We start from the raw sequence: 21960 nt of genomic DNA, 5'->3' as shown, positions 1-21960 counted from the left end.
GAACACTTGTTGTCATCACCGGGCAGAAGCGCGAAGACGCGCTTCTGCCCGGTGATGACGGAGCATGGTCAAGCGTCCGCAAACCGCGGCGCGCGCTTTTCCATATTCGCGCGCACGGCCTCCGTCTGATTGGGGCTGCCGAGCAACTTCTGCTGCTCGACGGATTCGGCCAGCAGCGCCGGAGCTGGATCGACAGACAGGTTGTTCAGCATGCGCTTGGCGGCGCGGATCGCATCCGGGCTCTTTCCGGCGATTTCGCGCGCGACCTCGAAGGCCGCAGCAAGTGGGTCGTCGCAGATCCGGGTCGCGAGGCCATAGCTCATGGCTTCCTGCGCGGAGAAGATACGGCCGGTATAGGTGAGTTCGCGCAGGATATCGTCGCGGACGAGGCTTGCGAGAATCGGCGTGCCGGCCATGTCGGGCACCAGCCCCCATTTGATCTCCATGATCGACATCCGCGCATCGGGCGTGAGGAAGCGCATGTCAGCACCGAGCGCGAGCTGGAACCCGCCCCCGAAGGCCACGCCCTGGATCGCGGCGATGACCGGCACCGGAAGCTGCCGCCAACCCCAGACCGCAGCTTGCGGAAAATTTGCCTGACCATGCGTGCGTGCAGTGAGGTCGCGTTTCTCGCCACCGGCGATCCCGTTACCGCCGCTTTCCTTCATCGCGGCGAAGCGTCCCATATCAAGACCGGCGCAAAACGCCCGCCCCTCGCCGGATAATACTACCGCCCGAACACCTTTTTCGTGGGCGAGCCGCTCAGCCGCGGCCACCAGCGCCTCAAACATCGCGGCATCGAGCGCATTCATCTTGTCGGCCCGCACCAGCCGGACATCGGCAATGCCGTCCGAAATCGAGATTGAGACGCGCTGCTCCATGAAAAATCTCCTCGCTGATATCTTCAGTTGCGGCTTTACAGAACGGTGTTGTCCGGTTTTAGTCAATCGACCAATTAACAGACAATTCCCGTGGGTGGAAACGATGTTCAACGATCAGCTTCTCGCCGGGCGGCGCATCCTCGTGACCGGTGGCGGCACCGGCCTCGGCAAGTCCATGGCCGCACGGTTTCTCCAACTGGGAGCCGAGGTCCATATCTGCGGCCGCCGCAAGATCGTGTGCGACGAGACCGCAACCGAACTGATGGACCTGCATGGCGGGCGCGTGGTCAGCCACGGCGTTGATATCCGCAACGCGATGGCCGTTGACGAGATGATCGAAGCGATCTGGACCACGGGGCCCCTCACCGATCTCATCAACAACGCCGCCGGCAATTTCATCTCGCGGTCGGAAGAGCTCTCGCCGCGCGGCTTCGATGCCGTCGCCAACATCGTGATGCATGGCACCTTCTACGTGACGCACGCGGTCGGGCGGCGCTGGATCGCCGCCAAGCAGCGCGGCAACGTGGTGTCGATCACCGTGACCTGGGTGCGCAACGGCTCGCCCTATGTGGTGCCGTCGGCGATGAGCAAGTCGGCGATCCACGCCATGACGATGTCGCTTGCGGTCGAATGGGGCAAACACGGCATCCGCCTCAACACCATTGCACCGGGCGAAATCCCGACCGAAGGCATGAGCAAGCGCATCAAGCCCGGCGACGAGGCCGGCGCGCGCACCCGGACGCAGAACCCGATGGGCCGGGTGGGCACCATGGAGGAATTGCAGAATCTGGCGGTGTTTCTGATTTCCGGCGGCTGCGACTGGATCAACGGCGAGACCATCGCGATGGACGGCGCGCAGGCGCTCGCGATGGGCGGCAACTTCTATCAGTTGCGCGACTGGAGCGACGACGACTGGAACCAGGCGCGCGATTCGATCAAGGCGCAGAACGAGAAGGACCGCGCCGCAAGGGGCTGATCTCGTGTCCCGGACGCGGTGCAGCGTGCAACGCTGCGCCGCTGAGCCGGGACCCAGTGCTCGCTCGGCGGATGGACCCCGGAACAGCAGCGCACCGCTAGCGCGCTGCGCAGCATCCGGGGAACGCCAATTGCCACTGTATTGTTTTTGACGCCGGATACCGCCAAACTCCGCGCAACGATAACAAGACGATACGGGAGAGACATGTCCGCTTCGCAGCAATTGACGACCCTCGTCGACATGGTGCGAGAGCGCGCCAGAACGCGCGGCGACGCCATCGCCTATGAGTTCGAGGGACGCCAGACCAGCTTCGCCGAGTTCGACACCAAAACCGACCGCGTTGCGAATGCGCTGATCGCGCTCGGCGTCAAGCCGGGCGAGCGGATCGCCTATCTCGGCAAGAACAGCGACATCTATTTCGAACTGCTGATGGGCGCGATGAAGGCCAAGGCGGTGATGGCGCCGGTCAACTGGCGCCTCGCCGGTCCCGAAGTCGCGTTCATCGTCAGCGACTGCAAGGCGCCGGTGCTGTTCGTAGGCCCCGAGTTCATCACCCAGGTCCGCAACATCAAGGCGCAATTGCCCGATGTCCGCACGGTCATCACGACCGAAGGCGGCGCGCCGGAATGGCAGGATTTTACGGCCTGGCGGGATGCTGCTGATAGCAACGACCCGAAGGTGCCGATCAGCCCGAAGGACATCGCAATCCAGCTCTACACCTCGGGCACCACGGGCAAGCCCAAGGGCGCGATGCTGTCGCATGCCAACTTCTTCAATCTGGTGCACGCCGGCAACGAGGCCGAGAAGCCGGAATGGAACAAGTGGACGGCGGATGACGTCTCGCTGGTGGCGATGCCGATCTTCCATATCGGCGGCTCCGGCTGGGGCATCATGGGCCTCTATCACGGCGCCAAGGGCGTGATCGCGCGCGAGTTCGATCCGACCAAGATACTGGATTTCTTCGAGCAGTCCGGCATTACAAAACTGTTCATGGTGCCGGCCGCGATGCAGTTCGTGGTGCGGCAACCGCGGGCGCGGCAGGTCGATTTCTCCCGCCTGAAATACATGCTTTACGGCGCCTCGCCGATTCCGGCGGCCCTGTTGAAGGAGTGCATTGAGGTGTTCAAATGCGGCTTCGTGCAGTTGTACGGGATGACCGAGACGACAGGCACCATCGTAGCCCTTCCACCTGAAGACCATGTCGATGGGCTGGAGCGCATGCGCTCCGCCGGCAAGGCACTGCCCGGCATCGAGCTTGCGATCCTCGATGCCGACGGCAAGCGGTTGCCGCCGCGCCAGGTCGGCGAGATCGCTACCCGCTCCGGCTCCAACATGGCCGGCTATTGGAACCTGCCGGAGGCCACCGCCAAGACGCTCGGCAGCGACGGCTGGCTGCGCACCGGCGATGCCGGCTACATGGACGAGGACGGCTATCTCTACATCCACGACCGCATCAAGGACATGATCATCTCCGGCGGCGAGAACATCTACCCCGCCGAGGTCGAAAGCGCGATCTGCGATCATCCCGATGTCGCCGAAGCCGCTGTGATCGGCATCCCTGACGACAAATGGGGCGAAGCGGTGAAGGCAGTCGTGGTGATGAAGCCCGGCAAGCAGGCGACTGCCACCGACATCATCAATTTTACGCGTGAGCGTATTGCCGGATTCAAGACGCCGAAGTCGGTCGACTTTCTCGAGGCGCTGCCGCGCAACCCGTCGGGCAAGATTTTGCGGCGGAGTTTGCGCGAGCCGTATTGGGCGGGCAAGGACCGGCAGGTGAATTGAACTCTGTTGCAATGGGTTTTGGGGCGGCAACTTATCGATAGGGGTAGGGAAGGCTTTTGGCCTCCCCTCCCTCCGAACCGTACGGGCGGTTTTCCCGCATACGGCTCTCCAGTCGCTGGTTTCCTCATCGTGAATGTCTCGCGTGTTCAAGCGCTGTTGCAAGGGTGAACAGTTCTTGATCCGCGAAGAAGGCGTTAGGCCATCGCTGATGGTCGGCTTTGCATCGTCCGAACCCGGGCCGCTTGTCCTGCTTGCGCAAGACGGCACGCAGCCGCCGCCGAACGAAACCGTCAAGGTTGCGGAGTTGGAATGGTGCGGCGTGCTTGAAATAGCCGAACCATCCCCGCAGCGCCGGATTGAGATCCGCGATGATCCGCGCGAGGCTGTCGCCTCGGCTGCGGCTCGTCTTGGCCCTCACCTTGTCCTTGAGCGCTCTCAGGCTCTTCTTTCGCACGAACCGGCAACCCGCCTCGAACCGGTAGCCGAGGAAGTCGAATCCTTGTCCCGGTTGTCGGCTGTCAACGATCCGCGTCTTGTCCGGATGCAGCGTTAGGCCGTTGGCCGTCGTCCACGCATCGACTTCGCGCAACGCGGCCCTCGCCTCGTCTTCCGTTCGGCAGAGGATCACGAAGTCGTCGGCATAGCGCACCATCCGGCGCCCGTTCTGCTCCATCAGCAGGTCGAGCGGGTGCAGGTAGATGTTGGCCAGCAGCGGCGAGAGAACCGCCCCTTGGGGCGTTCCCGTCGTCGGCTGCCAGCGCGCCATGTCCGACATGATCTCTTGCTTGAGAAAGCCGTCGATCAGCTTCAGGACGCGCCCGTCGCTGATCGTCTCGCCTACCCGTGCCATCAGCCTGTCGTGCGGGATCGTATCGAAGTAGCTCTTCAGGTCGGCATCCACGACATGAGTGAAGCCTTCCTTCAGCAGCCGATCAACCTCCCGCAACGCGTCTTTGCAGCTTCGTCCCGGCCGGAAGCCGTAGCTGCCCGGCCGAAACTGGACTTCAAAGACGGGCTCGATGGTCATCTTCAGAGCCGTCTGCACGATGCGGTCCTTGATGGTCGGTATCCCGAGCGGACGGGTTTGCCCGCCGCCTTTGGGAATATCGACCCGTTTGACCGGGCCCGGCCGGTAGCTGCCGTTCTTCAAATGCTCATGAAGCTCCGTCAGATACCGATCCGCGACCGCCGCGAACCGTTCGATGCCTTGACCATCCACGCCTGCCGCCCCCTTGTTCCGCTCGACTTTCCGCCACGCGGCTTCCAGGGTCGTCGGCCGGATGGCCTTATCCACCAAGCTGAACCACCTGCCTCCTTTGACGCCGTTACCCAGCGCCGACACCATGCGCTCCGTCCAGATCGAAGCTTCCGCCCACCACCAAGTCCGCGGTTGTCCGCCGGCGGCGTCTCCCCCTTGCGTAGCCTTGGCGGCACTGTCGGGGTTATCTTGCTCCATGCCGAACCTCGCACATCCAGCTTCCTGCCTCCCTTCCCTCAGAGCGGTTTTGCTTCCCGCCCCTCTCGCCGTCAAAACGGCTGCAGTATTATGAAGGCTCTGACTCCTGACGCTCTCACCCCGAGCGTCAGGTCTCTCCGCTTACTCCGCCTTGCCTTCCCGACATTCCGACCTCAACCACGCTGGCTGTCCCCCGGTCGCTTTGTCCGTCGCCTCAGCGCCGAGGGTTAGTTCCAGGCTTCGCCACGAACGAGCTGGCTCGCCACAGCCTTCCGCCGAATCAGGTTCGTTATCCTACGGACTGCCAGTTCACCTCCGGATGCTCTCCACCCCGCCTCACGGCGACGCAGTCTCCTTCGATTACAGAGTTGCGACCAACTCCGGAACGGACTCACACCGTTCAGTCAAAGCGTCCTCACGGACGCACTCGTCCCTGCGAACGCAGGGACCCATACGCCGTGCCATCAGTTATGTGGGAAGTATTAGTTGCCTTCGTTTGATGCCCCAAACTACGTCCTGTGGTTATGGGTCCCTGCGTTCGCAGGGACGACGATGGAGTGGTGAACGCCTCAATGCTTCCCCGCCCCCATGTACCCGAACAAAAATCCCGCCACCTTCCGCTTCTGGATTTCCTCGCTGCCCTCGGTGATGCGGTAGCGGCGGTGGTGGCGGTAGATGTGCTCGAACGGCTTGTGGCGCGAATAGCCCATGCCACCGTGCACCTGCATGGCGCGGTCGGCGGCTTCGCAGCACAGGCGGTTGGCCCAAAAATTACACATCGACACCCGGTCGGACAGCGTGTGCTCGACCTGCGCCTGGGTGAGTTGATCCATCTCCCACGCGGTTTTTCGGATCAACAGCCGCAGCATCTCGGCCTGTGTCGCCAACTCCACCAGCGGCCACTGGATCGCCTGGTTCTCGGCCAGCGCCTTGCCGAACGGCTTGCGCTCGCGCGCGTATTTGACGCTCTCGTTGATGCAATAGACCGCAGCGCCCAGCGAGCTCGCCGCCTGGCGGATACGGTTCTCGTGCACGAAGCATTGCGCCAGCGAGAGGCCACGGCCAACCTCGCCGAATAGCGCATCCTCGGGCACGAACACATCCGTGAAGCTGACGCGCGGATGGTCCGTCGGCATGTTGAAGGTCCACATGTACTCCTCGACCTTCACGCCTTCGCTTCTAGCCGGCACCAGGAAGCAGGTGATGCCGCGCGCGTCGCCGTCGTTGCCCGACGTGCGGGCGAACAGCGCGCAGTGCGTGGCGACATGCATGCCGGTCGTCCACATCTTCTGGCCGTTGATGATCCAGCCCTTGACGTTGTCGCGGGTCGCCTGCACGGCCCTGGTTTCCATATGCGTCGCGTCGGAACCGTGCTCCGGCTCGGTGAGCCCGAACGTGATGCGGTATTTTCCCGTAATCGAGCCGTCGATCATCGCCTTCTGATCGTCGGTGCCGTAGCGGTCGAGCATGGTGACGATGGGCAGATTGCCGACAATCGAATGCTCGTTCTGCAGATCGTTGTGCAGGCCAAGGCCCTTCGACGCGAAATGTTCGCGGATGACGGCCATCCAGAGATTGGAGCCGTCCTTGCCGCCGTAGCGCTTGGGGATCGCGAAGCGCAGATGCCCGGCGGCATCCGCGAGGTTCTTGGCCTTGCGCAGCAGCGCTTCCCATTCATGCCGCGGCAGGCCGCCGTTCTCGAAATCGGTGCGCGCCCATTCGCGGCGATGGTCGAAGAAACGGATGTTGTCGTCGGCCTCCTCCAGCGGCTTGATCTCGCGCGCGATGAAGCGGTCGAGCTCGTCGAGATAGGCTGTGAGATCGGCAGGCAGGTTGAAATCCAAGGCAATCTCCCGGAAATGTCGTTTATTGCTTTTGCGTTTAGGCGCTACGCCGCACTCCTGCTCGGATGAATTAAGGTTGGAAGACCATGCCCAAGTCAAGCAACGGAATGGACCTTGGCACGCGCAGGGGCCTTGCGTAATTGAATGGTATCGGACGCCGCGCTGGCGCTATGATCGCGGCCAATATTCTTCTCCGCAGAAAATCAGTACGGGAGCAAACATGGACCTGAAATTCTCCAAGGTGACGCGCAAGGGACCGATCACGATCATCACGCTGTCGCGGCCCGAAGTGTACAATGCGTTGCATATCGACGCGCATTTCGAACTCAACAAGGTGTTCGACGACTTCTCCGCGGACCCTGCGCAATGGGTCGCGATCGTCACCGGCGCCGGCGACAAGGCGTTCTGCGCCGGCAACGACCTGAAATGGCAGGCCGCCGGAGGAAAGCGCGGCTGGGACAAGGGCGGCTTCGCCGGCCTCACCTCGCGGTTCGACTGCGACAAGCCGATCATCGCCGCCGTCAATGGCGTCGCGATGGGCGGCGGTTTTGAGATCGCGCTGGCCTGCGACCTCATCATTGCGTCGGAGAATGCGACGTTTGCGCTGCCCGAGCCGCGCGTCGGCCTCGCCGCGCTTGCCGGCGGCGTGCACCGCCTGCCGCGCCAGATCGGCCTGAAGCGCGCCATGGGCATGATCCTGACCGCACGCCACGTCTCGGCCAAGGAGGGCCTCGAGCTCGGCTTTGTGAATGAGGTGGTTCCGGCCGGTGAAGCGCTCGCGGCAGCGGAGCGCTGGGCGGAGACGATCTGCAAGAACTCGCCAATGTCGATCCGCGCCTCCAAGCAGGCAATTCAGCGGGGGCTTGAGGTGTCGCTGGAACAGGCGATCGCCGAGCAGCGGGAGTACCCGGCCGTAAAGGCGATGGCGGCTTCGCAGGATTACATCGAGGGACCGAAGGCGTTTGCGGAGAAGCGTCCGCCAAAATGGCTGGGGCGGTGATGAACGCGACGCTCTATCCCCGTCATTGCGAGCCACCCGGTCGGCGCAAAGCGCCGCCGGATGACAGGCTCCGCGAAGCAATCCACGCCTCAACACGGGGATAGATGGATTGCTTCGTCGCTTTGCTCCTCGCAATGACGGCGGAGAGTTGACGCTAACCTTGTAGGATGGGTAGAGCGCAGCGAAACCCATCGTTCCGGCCTCGACACATGATGGGTTTCGCTCCGCTCTACCCATCCTACGATTTTCCGAGTTCGCGCTTGTACGAGGCGTAGTTCGGCTGATCGACGGCGAGCTTGTCCATCGTGGTCTGCCAGAGATGTTCCGACAGCCCAGGCGTCTGCAGATCGACCTCGCCTTTGGCAATCTTGTCCGACAGCGCATGATTTAGTTCGAGCAGCGAGCCATCCGAGCCAAGCAACTGCTTCAGCCGCGTGACCTCGGCTGCGTCACTCCCCTGCTCCAGCGCCAACTGCCGTGTAACGAGATCGAGCGCGTTGATGCCGACGCGGAGCTTGAAGGCGTTGTGACCCTTGATGGCGGGTGTAATTTCGTTGCGGAGGAAGTCCGCGACCGCCTTGATCAGTTCGGTGGGTGTCGGTTCGTCCTGCATGTTATTTTCCCCGCGGGGCTAGCAGCCGTAGCAAATCGATTTCCGTCTCCGACGAGCGACGGCCGATCATGGCGCGCTCCATTGAATGATCGGGGCCGGAACGGAAGCGCTGCATCATGCCGCAGCACATGATGCCCCAGCGCAGCGTGCCCATCACTTCCCAGAACATCACGCGGTCCGGATCGACCTTGCGGCCGGCTTCCTCATAGCCTGCGAACAATTCTTCGCGCGAACCAAACCCGCCGACCGGCTTGTCGATCTCGCCGAAGCGCCAGGAGTTGACGCAGATCCAACCGAGATCCTCCATCGGGTCGCCGAAATGTGCGAGCTCCCAGTCCAGCACCGCGCGCACACCGTCGGGGCCGATGATGAGGTTGCCGTGGCGAAAATCGCCATGCACCAGTGTGACGTCCTTCGATGGCCCGGGATCGCGCTCGCGCAACCAGCGCAGCGCCAGTTCGAACACCGGTCGCGGCCAATTGAAACTGCGATACTCCCGCTCGAGGTCGGCGATTTCCTTTGTCGCGCTCATCTCACGCAGCTTAGGCAATTTCGCAGCCGGCAAGCCGTGAATGCCGGCGATCACGCGGCCAAGCTGCCGCGCCAAAATCGGACGCGCCTTGGCGAACTGCTCGTCGCGCAGAATTTTGCGCGCGATGGTCTCGCCCTCGATGCGTTGCATGATGAAGCCGGTGCCGAGTTCGTCCTCCGGCTTAAGCACATGCATCACCCGCGGCGACGGCAGGCCGGCGTCGTGCGCGAGCTGCATCAGGGTTGCCTCGGCATCGAGGCCGGCCGCCCGTCCCGGGGACGCGCCATAGCCCGGCGGCGCTCGGCGCAGGATGGCGCCGACCTTGCCGCTCGCTTGCACGATATCGAACGTCCAGGTCTCCTGGCTGGCGCCGCCGGAAAGTTTGGCGGCGCCGGTGACGCCGGTCGCTCCCGGATACCAGGAGGCGACGCAACGTCCGAGTTGGTCCTCGATCATTTGCCCCTGAACTTGGCGGGGCGCTTTTCCAGGAACGCGGTGACGCCTTCCTTGAAATCCTCCGCCGCGCCCGCGATGCGTTGCGATTCGAATTCGAGGTTGAGCTGCTCCTCGAAGGAATTTTCCGGGCTGTCCCAATAGAGTTTTCGGATCAAGGACAGCGCGATCGTCGGCCCGTTGGCGAGGTCATGCGCGAGCTTCATCGCCTCTTCCATCAAGACAGCATCGTTATAGACGCGGTTGACGAGGCCCCACTCCAGCGCCTTCTCTGCCGGCAGCCGCTCGCCCATCAAGGACAGCTCGACCGAGCGCGCCTTGCCGATCATGCGCGGCAGCAGCCAGGTCGAGCCGCAATCCGGCACCAGGCCGATGCGGCGGAACGCCTGCAGGAAATAGGACGACCGCGCGCACACGATCATGTCGCCCATCAATGCAAAACTCATCCCGGCGCCGGCGGCGGGGCCATTGACCGCTGACACGATCGGGCAATGTAGCCTGCGCAGCCGCCGCAGGAACGGATGAAAACCGATTTCCAGCGATTGCCCGGCGTTGCTCTTGCCGGCTTTCTGGTTGTTGCGGCCCTGCAGATTGGCGCCGGTGCAGAACGCGCGTCCGGCGCCGGTCAGCACCAGGCAGCGCACCTCCTCCCGCTTGTCGTCGATCGCATCGAGCGCCTCGCCGAGACCACCCAGCATGTCCATCGAGACCGCGTTCATGACCTCCTGATGGTCGAGCTTGAGAATGGCGACCGGGCCATCGAAATCGAGCGTGACGTGCTTGAACTGCATTGTTTCCTCATGAGTTGCGTTTACGCGCTATTTCGCTGCGCGGAAGATCTGAAGGAGTTCTCGACCCATATTTGATTTTCCGGGCGCGCTTGTCCATGCTTGCAGCAGAACATCTGCCCGCCACTGGGCGCACGACTTATCGCGCCCCAAAGCAAAATGGAAACATCCCATGAGCATTTTTGATCTCTCCGGCCGCACGGCCGTCATCACCGGCGGCAATGGCGGCATCGGCCTTGGCATCGCGCAGGCGTTGAACGCGCAAGGCTGCAACGTCTCGATCTGGGGCCGTAATGCCGACAAGAACAAGAGCGCGGCGGCAACCATGTCGGCCGGGCCCGGCAAGGTCGACACGCAGATCTGCGATGTCTCCGATTCTGCTTCCGTCAAGACGGCGATGAAGGCAACCCTCGACACGTTCGGCCGCGTCGACGGCTGCTTTGCCAATGCCGGCATCGGCGGCGGCGGACGCCGCGCCTTCATCGACCGCACCGAGGAGGAATGGCGGCGCATGTTCGCGACCAATCTCGACGGCGTCTTCCATGTGTTTCAGGCTGCAGCCCGCCACATGACCGAACGCGCTGAGGCCGGCGACAAATTCGGCCGGCTGGTCGCAACCTCCAGCCTTGCATCGCTGTTCGGCACCGCCCGCAACGAGCACTATGCCGGCACTAAAGCGGCGCTGAACGCGCTGTGCCGCGCGCTTGCGGTTGAACTGGCGCGCCACGGCGTCACGGCGAATGCGATCCTGCCCGGCTGGATCAAGAGCGACATGACCTCCGGCCTCATGGCCAACGACAAGTTCGTCGCCAACGTGATGCCGCGCATCCCGGTGCGCCGCTTTGGCGAGCCGACGGATTTCGGCGGCGTCGCCGTCTACATCATGAGCAAGGCGTCGTCGTATCATACGGCGGATTGTTTTGTGATCGATGGCGGGTATACGGCGTTTTGAGGTTGGGTGTGGGCGCTGAACGTCGCCGCGCCGAAGCTGTCATCCCCCCGCGCATTGTTTAGTCCGGAGACATGGCTGACACCTGTTCGGACACTGACAGGTTGGCCATTGGTCAAGTCGATCGATGCGACTTGCCAGCTGGCAAAGAAGATACCGTAGTTACCGTCGCGATCGAGCGGTCGGATGGCGAGACGCTCGCCCTCACCCCAGCGGTCATTCTGGGGCGACGGCGGCGATTCTTATCCCCACGGTCCGCGTGAGGCCGAGGGCCGGCCCCACGGGCTGCGGCGCGGATAGTTGCCGCGGGCGCTGGCGGAAGGCATCCCGCCCTGTGCGCCCATTTCCGCCGCGAGCTGCTGCAACGCGGCGATGCGGTTCTCGGTCGACGGGTGCGTCGTGAACAGATTGTCCATGCCGTGACCCGACAGCGGGTTGATGATGAACATGTGCGCCGTCGCCGGATTGCGCTCGGCTTCCGGGTTCGGGACCACATGCGCGGCGTTGGCGATCTTGGCCAGGGCGGACGCCAGCCACGTCGGCTGGCCGCAGATGCGCGCGCCGAGATCGTCGGCGGCATATTCGCGGGTCCGGCTGATCGCCATCTGCACCAGCATGGCGCCGAGCGGGGCCAGGATCATCATCGCGATCGAGCCGATGATGCCGGGGCCGTTGTCGCGATTGCCGCCGAAGAACATGCCGAACTGCGCCAGCATCGAGACCGCACCGGCGATCGTCGCGGTGATGGTCATCAGCAGCGTGTCGTGATTCCTGATGTGCGCGAGCTCGTGCGCGATCACGCCGGCGAGTTCCTCGCGGCTGAGCGATTGCATCAGGCCCGTGGTCACGGCAACCGCCGCATTCTGCGGATTGCGGCCGGTGGCGAACGCGTTGGGCTGCGCCTCGTCCATCACGAACACGCGCGGCATCGGCAGACCGGCGCGGCCGGCCAGCTCGGCCACCAGATTGAAGAGGTCGGGCGCGGTGCGCTGGTCGACCTCCTGGGCGCCGTACATCGACAGCACCATGCGGTCCGAATTCCAGTACGCGAACAGGTTGGTCGCAGCCGCGATCGCGAGCGCGATCATGGCACCGCCGGCACCGCCGATCAGATAGCCGACGCCCATGAAGAGGCCGGTGAGACCGGCCAGCAGAATGGCAGTCTTCAGATAGCTCATTGTCGTCTCCCTGCCGCCTGCGGCGGATGCGCCGTGGCTGGCATCCCAAAGGTAGGAATTCCCCTGGCGGCGCTTCAAGATGAAGGGGTGCGTCGAGGCGCCGCGCTTGCCGCAGGAACCAACGCCCGGGCCGGATTAACGATCCGTAATTTGTGGGTTCTGGAGGGCTTTTCACTGGGATCGGCGGGCACGCTTGTGCAACGCCAACGCCGCCGTCTACATTGGCCGCCAACGGGCAGCGTGCACGCCTTGCGCCTCCGCAAACCGAGGCCCACGGCAATAGCAGCTGTTCGGCCAAGCAAGCTCGGGAGGAATTGACGAAATGTTTTCGCACGTGATGATCGGCACCAACGACCTCGAAAAGGCCAAAGCGTTCTACGACGCGCTGCTCGGCACGCTCGGCGTCCGGCCGGCAAAGGTCGACGGTCACCGCATTTTCTACTTCACCAAGACCGGCGTGTTCTCGGTGACCAAGCCGATCAACGGCCAGGCGGCGACGCCGGCGAACGGCGGCACCATCGGCTTTGCGGCTGAATCGCCCGAGCAGGCCGACGCCTGGCACGCGGCCGGCATCGCCAATGGCGGCACCACCTGCGAGAATCCGCCGGGCGTGCGCGAAGGCAGCGCGGGCAAACTCTATCTGGCTTATTTGCGCGATCTCGACGGCAACAAGATCTGCGCGATGCATCGGATGCCGACGTAACTGCCCTTCTTCCGTCATGGCCGGGCTTGTCCCGGCCATCCACGTCTTCATTGCAAAAGGAAGGACGTGGATGCCCGGCACAAGGCCGGGCATGACGGCCCGATCAAGGAGCGCTAAGTCATGAATCGATTTGTCAGTTCGTTAGCGGCGTCCGTCACGCTACTCGCGGCAAGTCTGGCGCCGGCCCATGCCGAGCTCGATGTCGCCAGTCTGAGGAAGGCGATCGAGACGTCGCTCGCGAGCGACTATCCAAAGCTCGACGCGCTCTACAAGGAACTCCACGCCCATCCCGAACTCGCCTTTCAGGAGGTGAAAACCGCAGCCCGGCTCGCCGCGGAGATGCGCGCGCTCGGCTTCGACGTCACTGAAAACGTCGGCAAGACCGGGCTGGTCGCCATTTACCGAAACGGCGACGGCCCCACCATCATGGTGCGCACCGAGCTCGATGCGCTGCCGATGGAGGAGAAGACCGGCCTCGACTATGCCAGCCGCGACAAGACCAACTGGAACGGGCGGGAGGTGTTCGTCGCCCATAGCTGCGGCCACGACATCCACATGGCGAGCTGGGTCGGAACGGCGAAGACGCTGCTCGGCCTGAAAGACCACTGGCGCGGCACGCTGATGTTCATCGCCCAGCCGGCGGAAGAAATCGTGGCGGGCGCCAAGGCCATGCTGGAGGACGGCCTGTTCACGCGATTTCCGAAGCCCGATTTCGGCTTTGCTTTGCACGCAAACGGTGCCTTCGCCTATGGCACCGTGCTCTATACCGTCGGGGCCGGCTCCTCGACTGCCGACGGCCTCTACATCAAATTCCGCGGCCGTGGGGGTCACGGCGCGGTGCCGCAGGCAACCATTGACCCCGTGATGATGGCCGCGCGCTTTGTCGTCGATGTTCAGAGTGTGGTCAGCCGCGAAAAGGATCCGACCGAATTTGGCGTTGTCAGCGTAGGTACGATCCACGGCGGCACCGCGGTAAACATCATTCCCGACGATGTGGTGCTGGCAGGCACCATCCGCAGCTTCAAGCCGGAGGTGCGCGCCAAGATGCTCGCAGGTATCGAGCGGACAGCGAAGGCGGTCGCCGCCATGTCGAATGCGCCGGAGCCGGTGATCACGATCACCGAAGGCACCAAGGCCGTGATCAATGATCCCGGCGTGGTTGCCACGGCAGAAAAAGTGCTGAAAGCGGCGTTCGGCGACAAGCTCAGGCCAATACCGCCCGTCACGCCCAGCGAAGATTATTCGGAGTTCATCAACGCCGGCGTGCCCTCGATGTTCTTCAGAATCGGCGTCTACGAGCCGGAGCGCGTCGCTGCCGCCCGCGAGGGCGAAGGTCCGCAGCTGCCGGCCAACCACTCGCCCTTGTTCGCGCCGGTGCCGAAGCCGACCATCGAGACCGGGATTACCGCGATGACGCTCGCTGTTCTCAGTGCCTTCGATCAGAAGGCCCGGCACAAATGATCGTAGGATGGGTAGAGCGCAGCGAAACCCATCATCACCGTCACGCGCGAGAGAGGATCGATGGGTATCGCTTCGCTCCACCCATCCTACGCACTTGCCATGAGGCGGAAAATCGCGCGCATTCGCGCGCGCTTGTGCAAGCCCTGCCCCGCCGTCTACATTGCCGGCCAACGAGCCGCGCGCGCCCGCAAGATGAACGTTCTTGCGCAAATGGGAGGAAATAATCCATGAAACACGCCTACATCCCGCGAACGACGACCTACAATCTCAATCCGGGCGAAGAACTCAACGATTTGCGGATGTCGGACGAGGTCCGTCCGCTCTACGAGCATGTCAAGAAGTTCATCCGCGAAACTGTCGACCCGATGTCGGTCGAGTTCATGCGGCTTGGCGAAGGCAAGAAGGATCGCTGGAGCTTTACGCCCGAACAACTCGCGGTGCTGCAGAAGGCCAAGGACAAGGCCAAGGAGGAAGGCCTGTGGAATTTCTTCCTGCCCGATGACGAGACCGGCCAGGGCCTGAAGAATCTCGACTACGCCTATATCGCGGTCGAACTCGCGAAAAATCCGCTGGCCTCGGAAACTATGAATTGCTCGGCACCCGATACCGGCAACATGGAGGTGCTGGAGCGCGTCGGCACCAAGGAGCAGAAGGAGAAGTGGCTGAAGCCGCTGCTCAATGGCGAAATCCGTTCCGCCTACGCCATGACCGAACCCAACGTCGCCTCGTCCGACGCCAAGAACATTTCGACGACGGCAAAACTCGTCGGCGACGAATGGGTGATCAACGGCGAGAAGTATTACATTTCGGGCGCCGGCGATCCGCGCTGCAAGATCATGATCGTGATGGTGAAGACCAATCCCGACGCGCCGCCGAGCAAGCAGCAGTCGCAGATCCTGGTACCAACAGACACCCCCGGCGTCGAGATTTTGGGCCCGATGCACGTGTTCGGCCACGACCACGCGCCGCGCGGCCACATGCACCTGCGCTTCAACAATTGCCGGGTGCCAAAGGAGAACATGCTGCTCGGCGAAGGCCGCGGCTTTGAAATCTCGCAGGTTCGGCTCGGGCCGGGCCGCATCCATCACTGCATGCGCACGATCGGCAAGGCCGAAAAGGCGCTCGACCTGATGGTGTCGCGCGGTCTGACCCGCGAAGCCTTCGGCAAGAAGATCGCCCATCTCGGCGGGAATCTGCAGATCATTGCCCAGGCGCGCTGCGAGATCGAGGCGATGCGGCTGATGGTGCTGAAAGCGGCCAAGGCGATGGACGTCCTCGGCAACAAGGAAGCGCGGATCTGGGTCAGCATGGTGAAAGCCATGGTGCCGGAGCGCACCTGCAAGATCATCGACCAGGCGATCCAGATGCACGGCGCCACCGGCATTTCGCAGTGGAGCCCGCTCGGCGAGATGTACCAGGATGTCCGTCACCTGCGCTTCGCCGACGGTCCGGATGAGGTGCACTGGATGGTGGTCGGCCGGCATGAACTGAGCATGCCGTAGCTTGAGCTATCGTAGGGTGGGCAAAGGCGCGCAAGCGCCGTGCCCACCGCTACTTGCGCCCGCGCTGAATGGTGGGCACGCTGCGCTTTGCCCACCCTACGCGGAGCCCCCTTGCATGCAATACGCCCCCAGCGACTTAAAACCCCGCGAGCGCTACAAGGTGCTGACGTCGTTCGTGCTGCCGCGGCCGATCGCGTGGGTGACGTCGATGGGACCTGCCGGCGTGGTCAACGCGGCGCCGTTCAGTTTCTTCAACGTGTTCTGCGAGGATCCACCGCTCTGCATGTTCGCCGCCAATTTGCGCCCGGACGGCCGCGTCAAGGACACGGTGATCAACATCCGCGCGACGAACGAATTCGTGGTCAACATGACCGACGAGGCGCTGGCGCATGCGATGCACGAGAGCAGCGGCGACTTCCCGCCCGAGATCGGCGAGCCGGATTATTTGAATCTCAAACTGGCACCCTCGACGAAAATCGCCGTGCCGCGGCTGGCGGATGCGCCGTTTGCGATGGAATGCAAGACCTGGAAGGAAATCGACGTCAACGGCGACCGGCTGCTGGTGATGGGCGAAGGCATCCATTTCCACATCCGCGACGAATTGTGGGACCACGCCGCGATGCGCGTGCATATGGAGCGCTATCACCCGATCGGCCGCATGTTCGCGGATCGTTACTGTCGGACCGATGATCGCGTAGTGTTTCCGCCGGCCGAGGGCGCGAAGACGGCGGTTTAACGTAGGATGGGTGGAGCGAAGCGATACCCATCAATAATGGCTATGGCGCTGATGGGTATCGCTGCGCTCCACCCATCCTACGGACTATGGCGTTGGCCTATGCGCGCGCAAGAAAGACCGGATCTGGCGCACCGCGAGCGGCACCCGCTCTTTCGGCTCCTTCCACGGAAACAGGCTGACTTCCGCGTTCGGCGCCAGCAGAGCGCTCTCCATCGCGACCGCATAGGGGTGCGCCGGGATATCGTCGGGCAGGATCAAGACCGGCGTCTGGCATTGGCGGACGAAGTCGCGCGTCACGGTGAAGACGAAATCCGGGTTGGTGCGGTACATCCGCGTTAAAAATTTCTCGACCATCTCCATCGTGATGTCGGGCCGGCGTTTTGTCAGTTCCGGCGCCCAGCCCTTCATGTTGTTGTCGTAGAACAGGTCGCGCATTTCGGGGCGCGAGCCCGACGGCATCGCCAGCACACCCGCCACCACGCGCTCCGGCGCGCGCTTGATCAGATTCCAGATCAGCGGACCGCCGATGCAGAAGCCCAGCACCATGAATTTTTCGAAGCCCAAGTGATCCATCAGCGCGAGTTGGTCGTCGGTGTGGGAATCCCAGGGGCGGTCGATCTCGAGCGGACCGGAGGATTGGCCGGGCGGGGCATTGCGCAGGTCGAAGGCGATGCAGCGGTACTCGTCGCCAAACTCCTTGATGGCGTTGAAGGGCGGGTAGTCGCCAGTAATGCCAGCGATGTTCGAGTTCAGTCCGCCGCCGGCGATCAAGAGTAGCGGAAAGCCGGAGCCGGCTTCCTCATAGTGGATACGAACGGCGCCTTTTTCGAAAAAGCTCATGACGGTTTCCCTCTGCCCGCGCTTTACGTCTTCGCGGGCTCTCCGATCTTGTCCTGCGTCTTCGTGTCGAAATCTGAGGTCTCATTCCGCTCGTGCAACTGGCTCGCCGGATCGCCCGAGATCCGGTTGACCATGCGGCCGCGCTTCACCGCAGGGCGTTTTGCAATCGCATCGGTCCAGCGCTGCACGTTCTTGTATTCGTGCACCGACAGGAATTCGCCGGCGCCATAGACGAGGCCCTTGGCCAGCGCGCCGTACCACGGCCAGGTGGCCATGTCGGCGATCGTGTATTCGTGGCCGGCGAGAAATTCGTTGTCGGCAAGACGGCGATCGAGCACATCGAGCTGGCGCTTCACCTCCATGGCGTAGCGGTCGATGGCGTATTCGATCTTGGTCGGCGCGTAGGCGTAGAAATGGCCGAAACCGCCGCCGAGAAACGGCGCGCTGCCCATCTGCCAGAACAGCCATGACAGGCATTCGGCCCGCGCCGCACCAGCGGTCGGCAGGAACGCTCCGAACTTTTCGGCGAGATGCATCAGGATCGCGCCGGACTCGAACACGCGGATCGGCTGAGGCCCGCTGCGATCCATCAGCGCCGGAATTTTCGAGTTCGGATTAACGGCGACAAAACCGCTGCCGAACTGATTGCCGTCGATCTTGATCAGCCACGCGTCGTATTCCGCGCCGCTGTGGCCGGCCGCCAACAGCTCCTCGAACATGACCGTGACCTTGACGCCGTTGGGAGTAGCCAGCGAATAGAGCTGAAACGGATGGCGGCCGACCGGTAGTTCGGCCTCATGCGTGGCGCCTGCGATCGGGCGGTTGATACTGGCGAACTGGCCGCCGCTCTCTTTGTTCCAGGTCCAGACTTTTGGCGGGACGTAGGCTGACGGGTCGATGACGGGGGCGTCGGTCATTGGCTGGGCTCCAGGCTCCTTCGAGCCGTCTCGCGATTGCGTGATCTGTCGCGCGGCGGCCGGCGCAATCCATGTAAGGTTTCGTACCAGCACTGCAACCAAACAAAAAGCGCACAAAAGTCAGGGGAGGAATGCGCCATGCCACGCCTGCCCTGATTGCACGAGGCAGGTGTACTCGGAGCAATGCTGCTGTGGCTGGCGTAGTCGAGATCGGCCATACTGGATGTGTCCGCTACAAAAGAGACCATCCCAATGCTCCCATCACAGCGCGCCTTGTTCGAGATACCCCGCCAGATCTGCTATCTGAATGCCGCCTCCTACAGCCCGCTGCCGCTTCGAACGCTGGAGGCCGGCCGCGCCGCGGTTCTCCGCAAGGGCACGCCGTGGACGCTCGAGGCTGGTTTTGCAAACGCGCAGCACGAGCGTGCGCGCGCCGCTGCCGCCCGGCTGATCAATGCCGAGGCCGCAGATATCGCGCTGATTCCCTCGATCAGTTACGGCGTTGCGACCGCCGCTAAGATGCTGCCGATCGCCCGCGGCACGCGCGTGATCGTGTTGGAGAACGATCATTCCTCGCCGGTGCTCGAATGGCAGACGCGGGCCGAGGCGGAAGGGTTCGCCGTCGAGACGGTTCGGCAACCTGACGATGGCGACTGGACGTCGGCGGTTCTCGAAAGCATCGAACGATCCGGCGCCCAGCCGATCAGTCTGGCCTCGATCTCCTCGGTGCACTGGTCGGACGGTGGGTTGATCGATGTCGACAAGGTCGGCGCGGCACTCCAGCAGCGGGGCGCTACCTTCCTCATCGACGCGACGCACGGCACCGGCGTACTGACGACCGACGTGAAGCATCTCGACCCAGATTTTATGATCTTCCCGACCTACAAATGGCTGCTCGGCCCTTACGGCCGCGCCTTTCTCTATGTTGCGAAACGCCATCAAGGCGGTATCCCGCTTGAGCAGACCGCGTCCGGCCGCTGCAACGTGCGCGCCGATAACGCGGTCTATTTCACCGATCTCAGTTACGTTCCCGATGCGCGGCGCTTCGACATGGGCGAGCGCGATCATTTCATCTCGATGGAGATGGCCTCGATCGGCATGGAGATGATGGCTGACTGGGGCGCACCGGCCATTGTGCAACGTCTCACGATGCTGACGGAGCGGATCGCAGCGGGCGCGCGCGGCATCGGCGTCAGCGTTCCAAAACCACATCTGCGGGCGCCGCATGTATTGAGCCTCGCCTTCAAGGGCGGAATGCCGCCGGGCCTCGTCGAAGGACTGGCAAGCGAAGGCGTCTATGTTGCGCCTCGCCTGGGACGGATGCGTGTGTCGCCGCACGTCTATAACGATGAAGCCGACGCTGACCGGTTCGTTGAGGTGTTGACGCGGCGGCTGCGGGGCTGACGTAGGGTGGGCAAAGGCGCACTTGCGCCGTGCCCACCATCGTGCCGTCACGCCAATAGATGGTGGGCACGCTTCGCTTTACCCACCCTACGGGAGCGGCTACGATGACGCAGCCAACTTTCGCGGCGCCTCCGCCCTCTCCATCACAAACCCTTCATAGCCCTTGGCCGCAACATCGTTGCAGATCTGCCGGTAGGGGCCGACGCCGCCAATATAGGGCATGAAAATCCGGGGCTTGCCGGGGACGTTGGCGCCCATGTACCAGGAATTGGCCTGCGGATAGAGCGTGGTGTAGGCGACCTCGTTGACATGCGCGACCCATTTGTCTTCGGCGTCGGTAGCTGCTTCCATCGTGCCGAGGCCGCGATCGCGCATATAGGCCATGCAGTCGGTGATCCAGTCGACGTGCTGCTCGATCGAGACGATCATGTTCGACAGCACCGACGGGCTGCCCGGACCGGTGATGACGAAGAGGTTGGGGAAGCCCGCGCTCATCAGGCCGAGATAGGTGCGCGGGCCCGCGGCCCATTTCTGGTTCAGCGTCTGGCCGCCACGGCCGAGAATGTCGATCTTCGCCACCGACCCCGTCATGGCGTCAAAGCCGGTCGCCAGCACCAGCGCATCGACTTCGTAATCCCTGGCGCCGACGCGCACGGCATTCTCCGTGATCTCCTCGATCGGATTGGACCTGATGTCGACCAGCGTCACGTTGGGGCGGTTGAAGCTCGCGAAATACTCCGTGTCGATGCAGATGCGCTTTGAGCCGATCGGATGGTTGTTCGGCTGCAACAGCTTTGCCGTCTCCGGGTCCTTGACGATCTCGGCGATTTTTTCACGGACGAAATTCGCGGCGGTGTCGTTGGCCGCCTTGTCGAGCGCAAGGTTGTTGTAGACCGACATGAAGGTGAGCCCGCCGCGGCTCCAGCGTGCCTCGTATTTCGCGCGGCGCTCGTCGTCGCCGTCATCGAGCGCGCCGCGATCGGGCATTTCGGTATAGATGCCGTTCTTTGCCACCTCGCGCGCAAAGCGCCTGATCTCGGGATAGTTGGCGCGAAACTTCTCCCGCTCCTGCTCGCTGAGCGCGGCATTGCGGGCGGGAATAGAAAAATTCGCGGTGCGCTGGAATACCGTCAGCTGGCTCGCCTGTTCGGCAATGACCGGCACCGACTGGATCGCCGACGATCCGGTGCCGATGACGCCGACGCGCTGGCCGGTGAAATCGACTTCTTCATGCGGCCAGTGGCCGGTGTGATAGACCTTGCCCTTGAAGCGATCGAGACCCTTGATGTCGGGCATCCGCGCGTTCGACAGGCAGCCGGTGGCGAGAACGACGAATTTTGCCGTGACGGTCTTGCCGTCGGAGGTCGAGACCGACCATAGCGACGTCGTCTCGTCGAACGCGGCGCTGTCGACGCGGGTGTTGAACTGGATGTCGGGCCGCAGGTTGAAGCGGTCGGCGACGTGGTTGGCGTATTTCAAGATCTCGGGCTGCGGCGCGTAACGCTCGCTCCAGTCCCATTCCTGCTGCAGCTCCTCGGAGAACGAATAGGAATACTGCATGCTCTCGACGTCGCAGCGCGCGCCGGGATAGCGGTTCCAGTACCAGGTGCCGCCGACGCCCGAGCCCTGCTCAAAGACGCGCGCCGTCATCCCCTGCCCGCGCAACCGGTGCAGCATGTACATGCCGGCAAAGCCCGCACCGACCACGACGACGTCGTAAGTCTCAGTGGGTCTGGCGGCGGCGGATGGCATGGCGGACATGAAGACGGGCTCCCTGATATTCTCTTCGATTTGGCAAGCAGCATTCCTTCCGTGGCGCCAAAGCGCAAGACGCAAATCCGCTGGCTGGCCTTGCATATTTTGCGAGGTGGAATGTCCGCTCTTCATGGTGCCACTGAGGGTCAAGGCCGCTTGGCATTGAGACCCCCGATGGGCTAGCGTC

Annotated in this window: 19 protein-coding genes and 1 pseudogene; 9 read left to right on the top strand and 11 right to left on the bottom strand. The window is 63.1% G+C overall.

Annotated elements, in window-relative coordinates; translation table 11 throughout:
- Window positions 1–68: 68 nt before the first annotated feature.
- On the bottom strand, window positions 69–881 hold the full coding sequence (locus V1279_RS08570; RefSeq protein WP_334434348.1) for a crotonase/enoyl-CoA hydratase family protein: 813 nt from the start codon (window positions 879–881) through the stop codon (window positions 69–71).
- Window positions 882–984: 103 nt separating this feature from the next.
- Between V1279_RS08570 and V1279_RS08565 the strand changes: the two genes are divergently transcribed.
- Together V1279_RS08565 and V1279_RS08560 are read left to right on the top strand one after the other, a co-directional pair.
- Window positions 985–1857, top strand: a complete 873-nt coding sequence (locus V1279_RS08565; protein WP_334434346.1) for an SDR family oxidoreductase — start codon at window positions 985–987, stop codon at window positions 1855–1857.
- A 204-nt stretch (window positions 1858–2061) separates the two neighbouring features.
- A complete protein-coding gene (locus tag V1279_RS08560; protein WP_334434344.1) occupies window positions 2062–3642 on the top strand; it encodes a fatty acid--CoA ligase in 1581 nt (526 codons plus the stop codon).
- A 124-nt stretch (window positions 3643–3766) separates the two neighbouring features.
- Here the strand turns inward: V1279_RS08560 and ltrA are convergent, their stop codons facing one another.
- Both ltrA and V1279_RS08550 read right to left on the bottom strand, forming a co-directional pair.
- The gene (gene ltrA / locus V1279_RS08555) at window positions 3767–5098 is read right to left on the bottom strand and encodes a group II intron reverse transcriptase/maturase (protein ID WP_334434342.1); all 1332 of its coding nucleotides are present in this window, start codon (window positions 5096–5098) and stop codon (window positions 3767–3769) included.
- A gap of 569 nt (window positions 5099–5667) precedes the next feature.
- Window positions 5668–6942 (bottom strand): acyl-CoA dehydrogenase family protein, encoded by a 1275-nt coding sequence (locus V1279_RS08550; protein ID WP_334434340.1) that lies wholly within the window; start codon window positions 6940–6942, stop codon window positions 5668–5670.
- Between the two features lie 220 nt (window positions 6943–7162).
- Between V1279_RS08550 and V1279_RS08545 the strand changes: the two genes are divergently transcribed.
- Window positions 7163–7942, top strand: coding sequence for an enoyl-CoA hydratase-related protein (locus V1279_RS08545; RefSeq protein ID WP_028350950.1), 780 nt, complete (start codon window positions 7163–7165; stop codon window positions 7940–7942).
- A gap of 238 nt (window positions 7943–8180) precedes the next feature.
- On the opposite strand, the gene V1279_RS08540 is transcribed toward V1279_RS08545, so the two are convergent.
- From V1279_RS08540 to V1279_RS08530, 3 genes are read right to left on the bottom strand one after another with little or no spacing between them, the layout of a single operon-like run.
- Complete coding sequence (locus V1279_RS08540) at window positions 8181–8555, bottom strand: DUF6285 domain-containing protein (RefSeq protein ID WP_334434338.1); 375 nt, start codon at window positions 8553–8555, stop codon at window positions 8181–8183.
- A gap of 1 nt (window position 8556) precedes the next feature.
- Window positions 8557–9543 (bottom strand): phosphotransferase family protein, encoded by a 987-nt coding sequence (locus tag V1279_RS08535; RefSeq protein WP_334434336.1) that lies wholly within the window; start codon window positions 9541–9543, stop codon window positions 8557–8559.
- A complete protein-coding gene (locus V1279_RS08530; protein WP_334434334.1) occupies window positions 9540–10331 on the bottom strand; it encodes an enoyl-CoA hydratase/isomerase in 792 nt (263 codons plus the stop codon). Before V1279_RS08530 ends, V1279_RS08535 begins: the two co-directional genes overlap by 4 nt.
- A 169-nt stretch (window positions 10332–10500) precedes the next feature.
- Between V1279_RS08530 and V1279_RS08525 the strand changes: the two genes are divergently transcribed.
- A complete protein-coding gene (locus V1279_RS08525) occupies window positions 10501–11280 on the top strand; it encodes an SDR family NAD(P)-dependent oxidoreductase (protein ID WP_334434332.1) in 780 nt (259 codons plus the stop codon).
- A gap of 58 nt (window positions 11281–11338) precedes the next feature.
- On the opposite strand, the pseudogene V1279_RS08520 reads toward V1279_RS08525, so the two are convergent.
- Both V1279_RS08520 and htpX read right to left on the bottom strand, forming a co-directional pair.
- Window positions 11339–11480 (bottom strand): annotated as a pseudogene (locus tag V1279_RS08520) (IS481 family transposase); the annotation flags it as partial.
- Window positions 11481–11519: 39 nt separating this feature from the next.
- Window positions 11520–12455 (bottom strand): zinc metalloprotease HtpX, encoded by a 936-nt coding sequence (htpX, locus tag V1279_RS08515; RefSeq protein ID WP_334434330.1) that lies wholly within the window; start codon window positions 12453–12455, stop codon window positions 11520–11522.
- Window positions 12456–12777: 322 nt separating this feature from the next.
- Between htpX and V1279_RS08510 the strand changes: the two genes are divergently transcribed.
- The 4 genes from V1279_RS08510 (at window position 12778) to V1279_RS08495 (ending at window position 16857) form a co-directional block, all read left to right on the top strand.
- A complete protein-coding gene (locus tag V1279_RS08510) occupies window positions 12778–13158 on the top strand; it encodes a VOC family protein (protein WP_334434328.1) in 381 nt (126 codons plus the stop codon).
- Between the two features lie 120 nt (window positions 13159–13278).
- Entirely contained in the window at window positions 13279–14619 is a 1341-nt protein-coding gene (locus V1279_RS08505; RefSeq protein WP_334434326.1) for an amidohydrolase, read from the top strand.
- Window positions 14620–14846: 227 nt separating this feature from the next.
- The gene (locus V1279_RS08500) at window positions 14847–16121 is read left to right on the top strand and encodes an acyl-CoA dehydrogenase family protein (RefSeq protein WP_334434324.1); all 1275 of its coding nucleotides are present in this window, start codon (window positions 14847–14849) and stop codon (window positions 16119–16121) included.
- A gap of 115 nt (window positions 16122–16236) precedes the next feature.
- Complete coding sequence (locus tag V1279_RS08495; RefSeq protein WP_334434322.1) at window positions 16237–16857, top strand: flavin reductase family protein; 621 nt, start codon at window positions 16237–16239, stop codon at window positions 16855–16857.
- An 84-nt stretch (window positions 16858–16941) separates the two neighbouring features.
- Here the strand turns inward: V1279_RS08495 and V1279_RS08490 are convergent, their stop codons facing one another.
- Both V1279_RS08490 and yghU read right to left on the bottom strand, forming a co-directional pair.
- Window positions 16942–17697 (bottom strand): alpha/beta fold hydrolase, encoded by a 756-nt coding sequence (locus V1279_RS08490; protein ID WP_334434320.1) that lies wholly within the window; start codon window positions 17695–17697, stop codon window positions 16942–16944.
- A gap of 23 nt (window positions 17698–17720) precedes the next feature.
- On the bottom strand, window positions 17721–18614 hold the full coding sequence (yghU, locus tag V1279_RS08485; RefSeq protein ID WP_334434319.1) for a glutathione-dependent disulfide-bond oxidoreductase: 894 nt from the start codon (window positions 18612–18614) through the stop codon (window positions 17721–17723).
- A gap of 252 nt (window positions 18615–18866) precedes the next feature.
- On the opposite strand from yghU, the gene V1279_RS08480 reads away from it, so the two are divergent.
- Window positions 18867–20018: an aminotransferase class V-fold PLP-dependent enzyme gene (locus V1279_RS08480; protein WP_334434317.1), complete on the top strand. Its 1152-nt coding sequence runs from the start codon at window positions 18867–18869 to the stop codon at window positions 20016–20018.
- 99 nt (window positions 20019–20117) lie between these two features.
- Here V1279_RS08480 and V1279_RS08475 read toward each other — a convergent pair whose 3' ends face one another.
- The gene (locus V1279_RS08475; protein WP_334434315.1) at window positions 20118–21779 is read right to left on the bottom strand and encodes a flavin-containing monooxygenase; all 1662 of its coding nucleotides are present in this window, start codon (window positions 21777–21779) and stop codon (window positions 20118–20120) included.
- Window positions 21780–21960: the final 181 nt, after the last annotated feature.

The organism is Bradyrhizobium sp. AZCC 1610, assembly GCF_036924515.1.
Taxonomy (GTDB): domain Bacteria; phylum Pseudomonadota; class Alphaproteobacteria; order Rhizobiales; family Xanthobacteraceae; genus Bradyrhizobium.
Note: the sequence above shows the minus strand (reverse complement) of the source record. Positions and strands in the feature narration are given on the sequence as shown.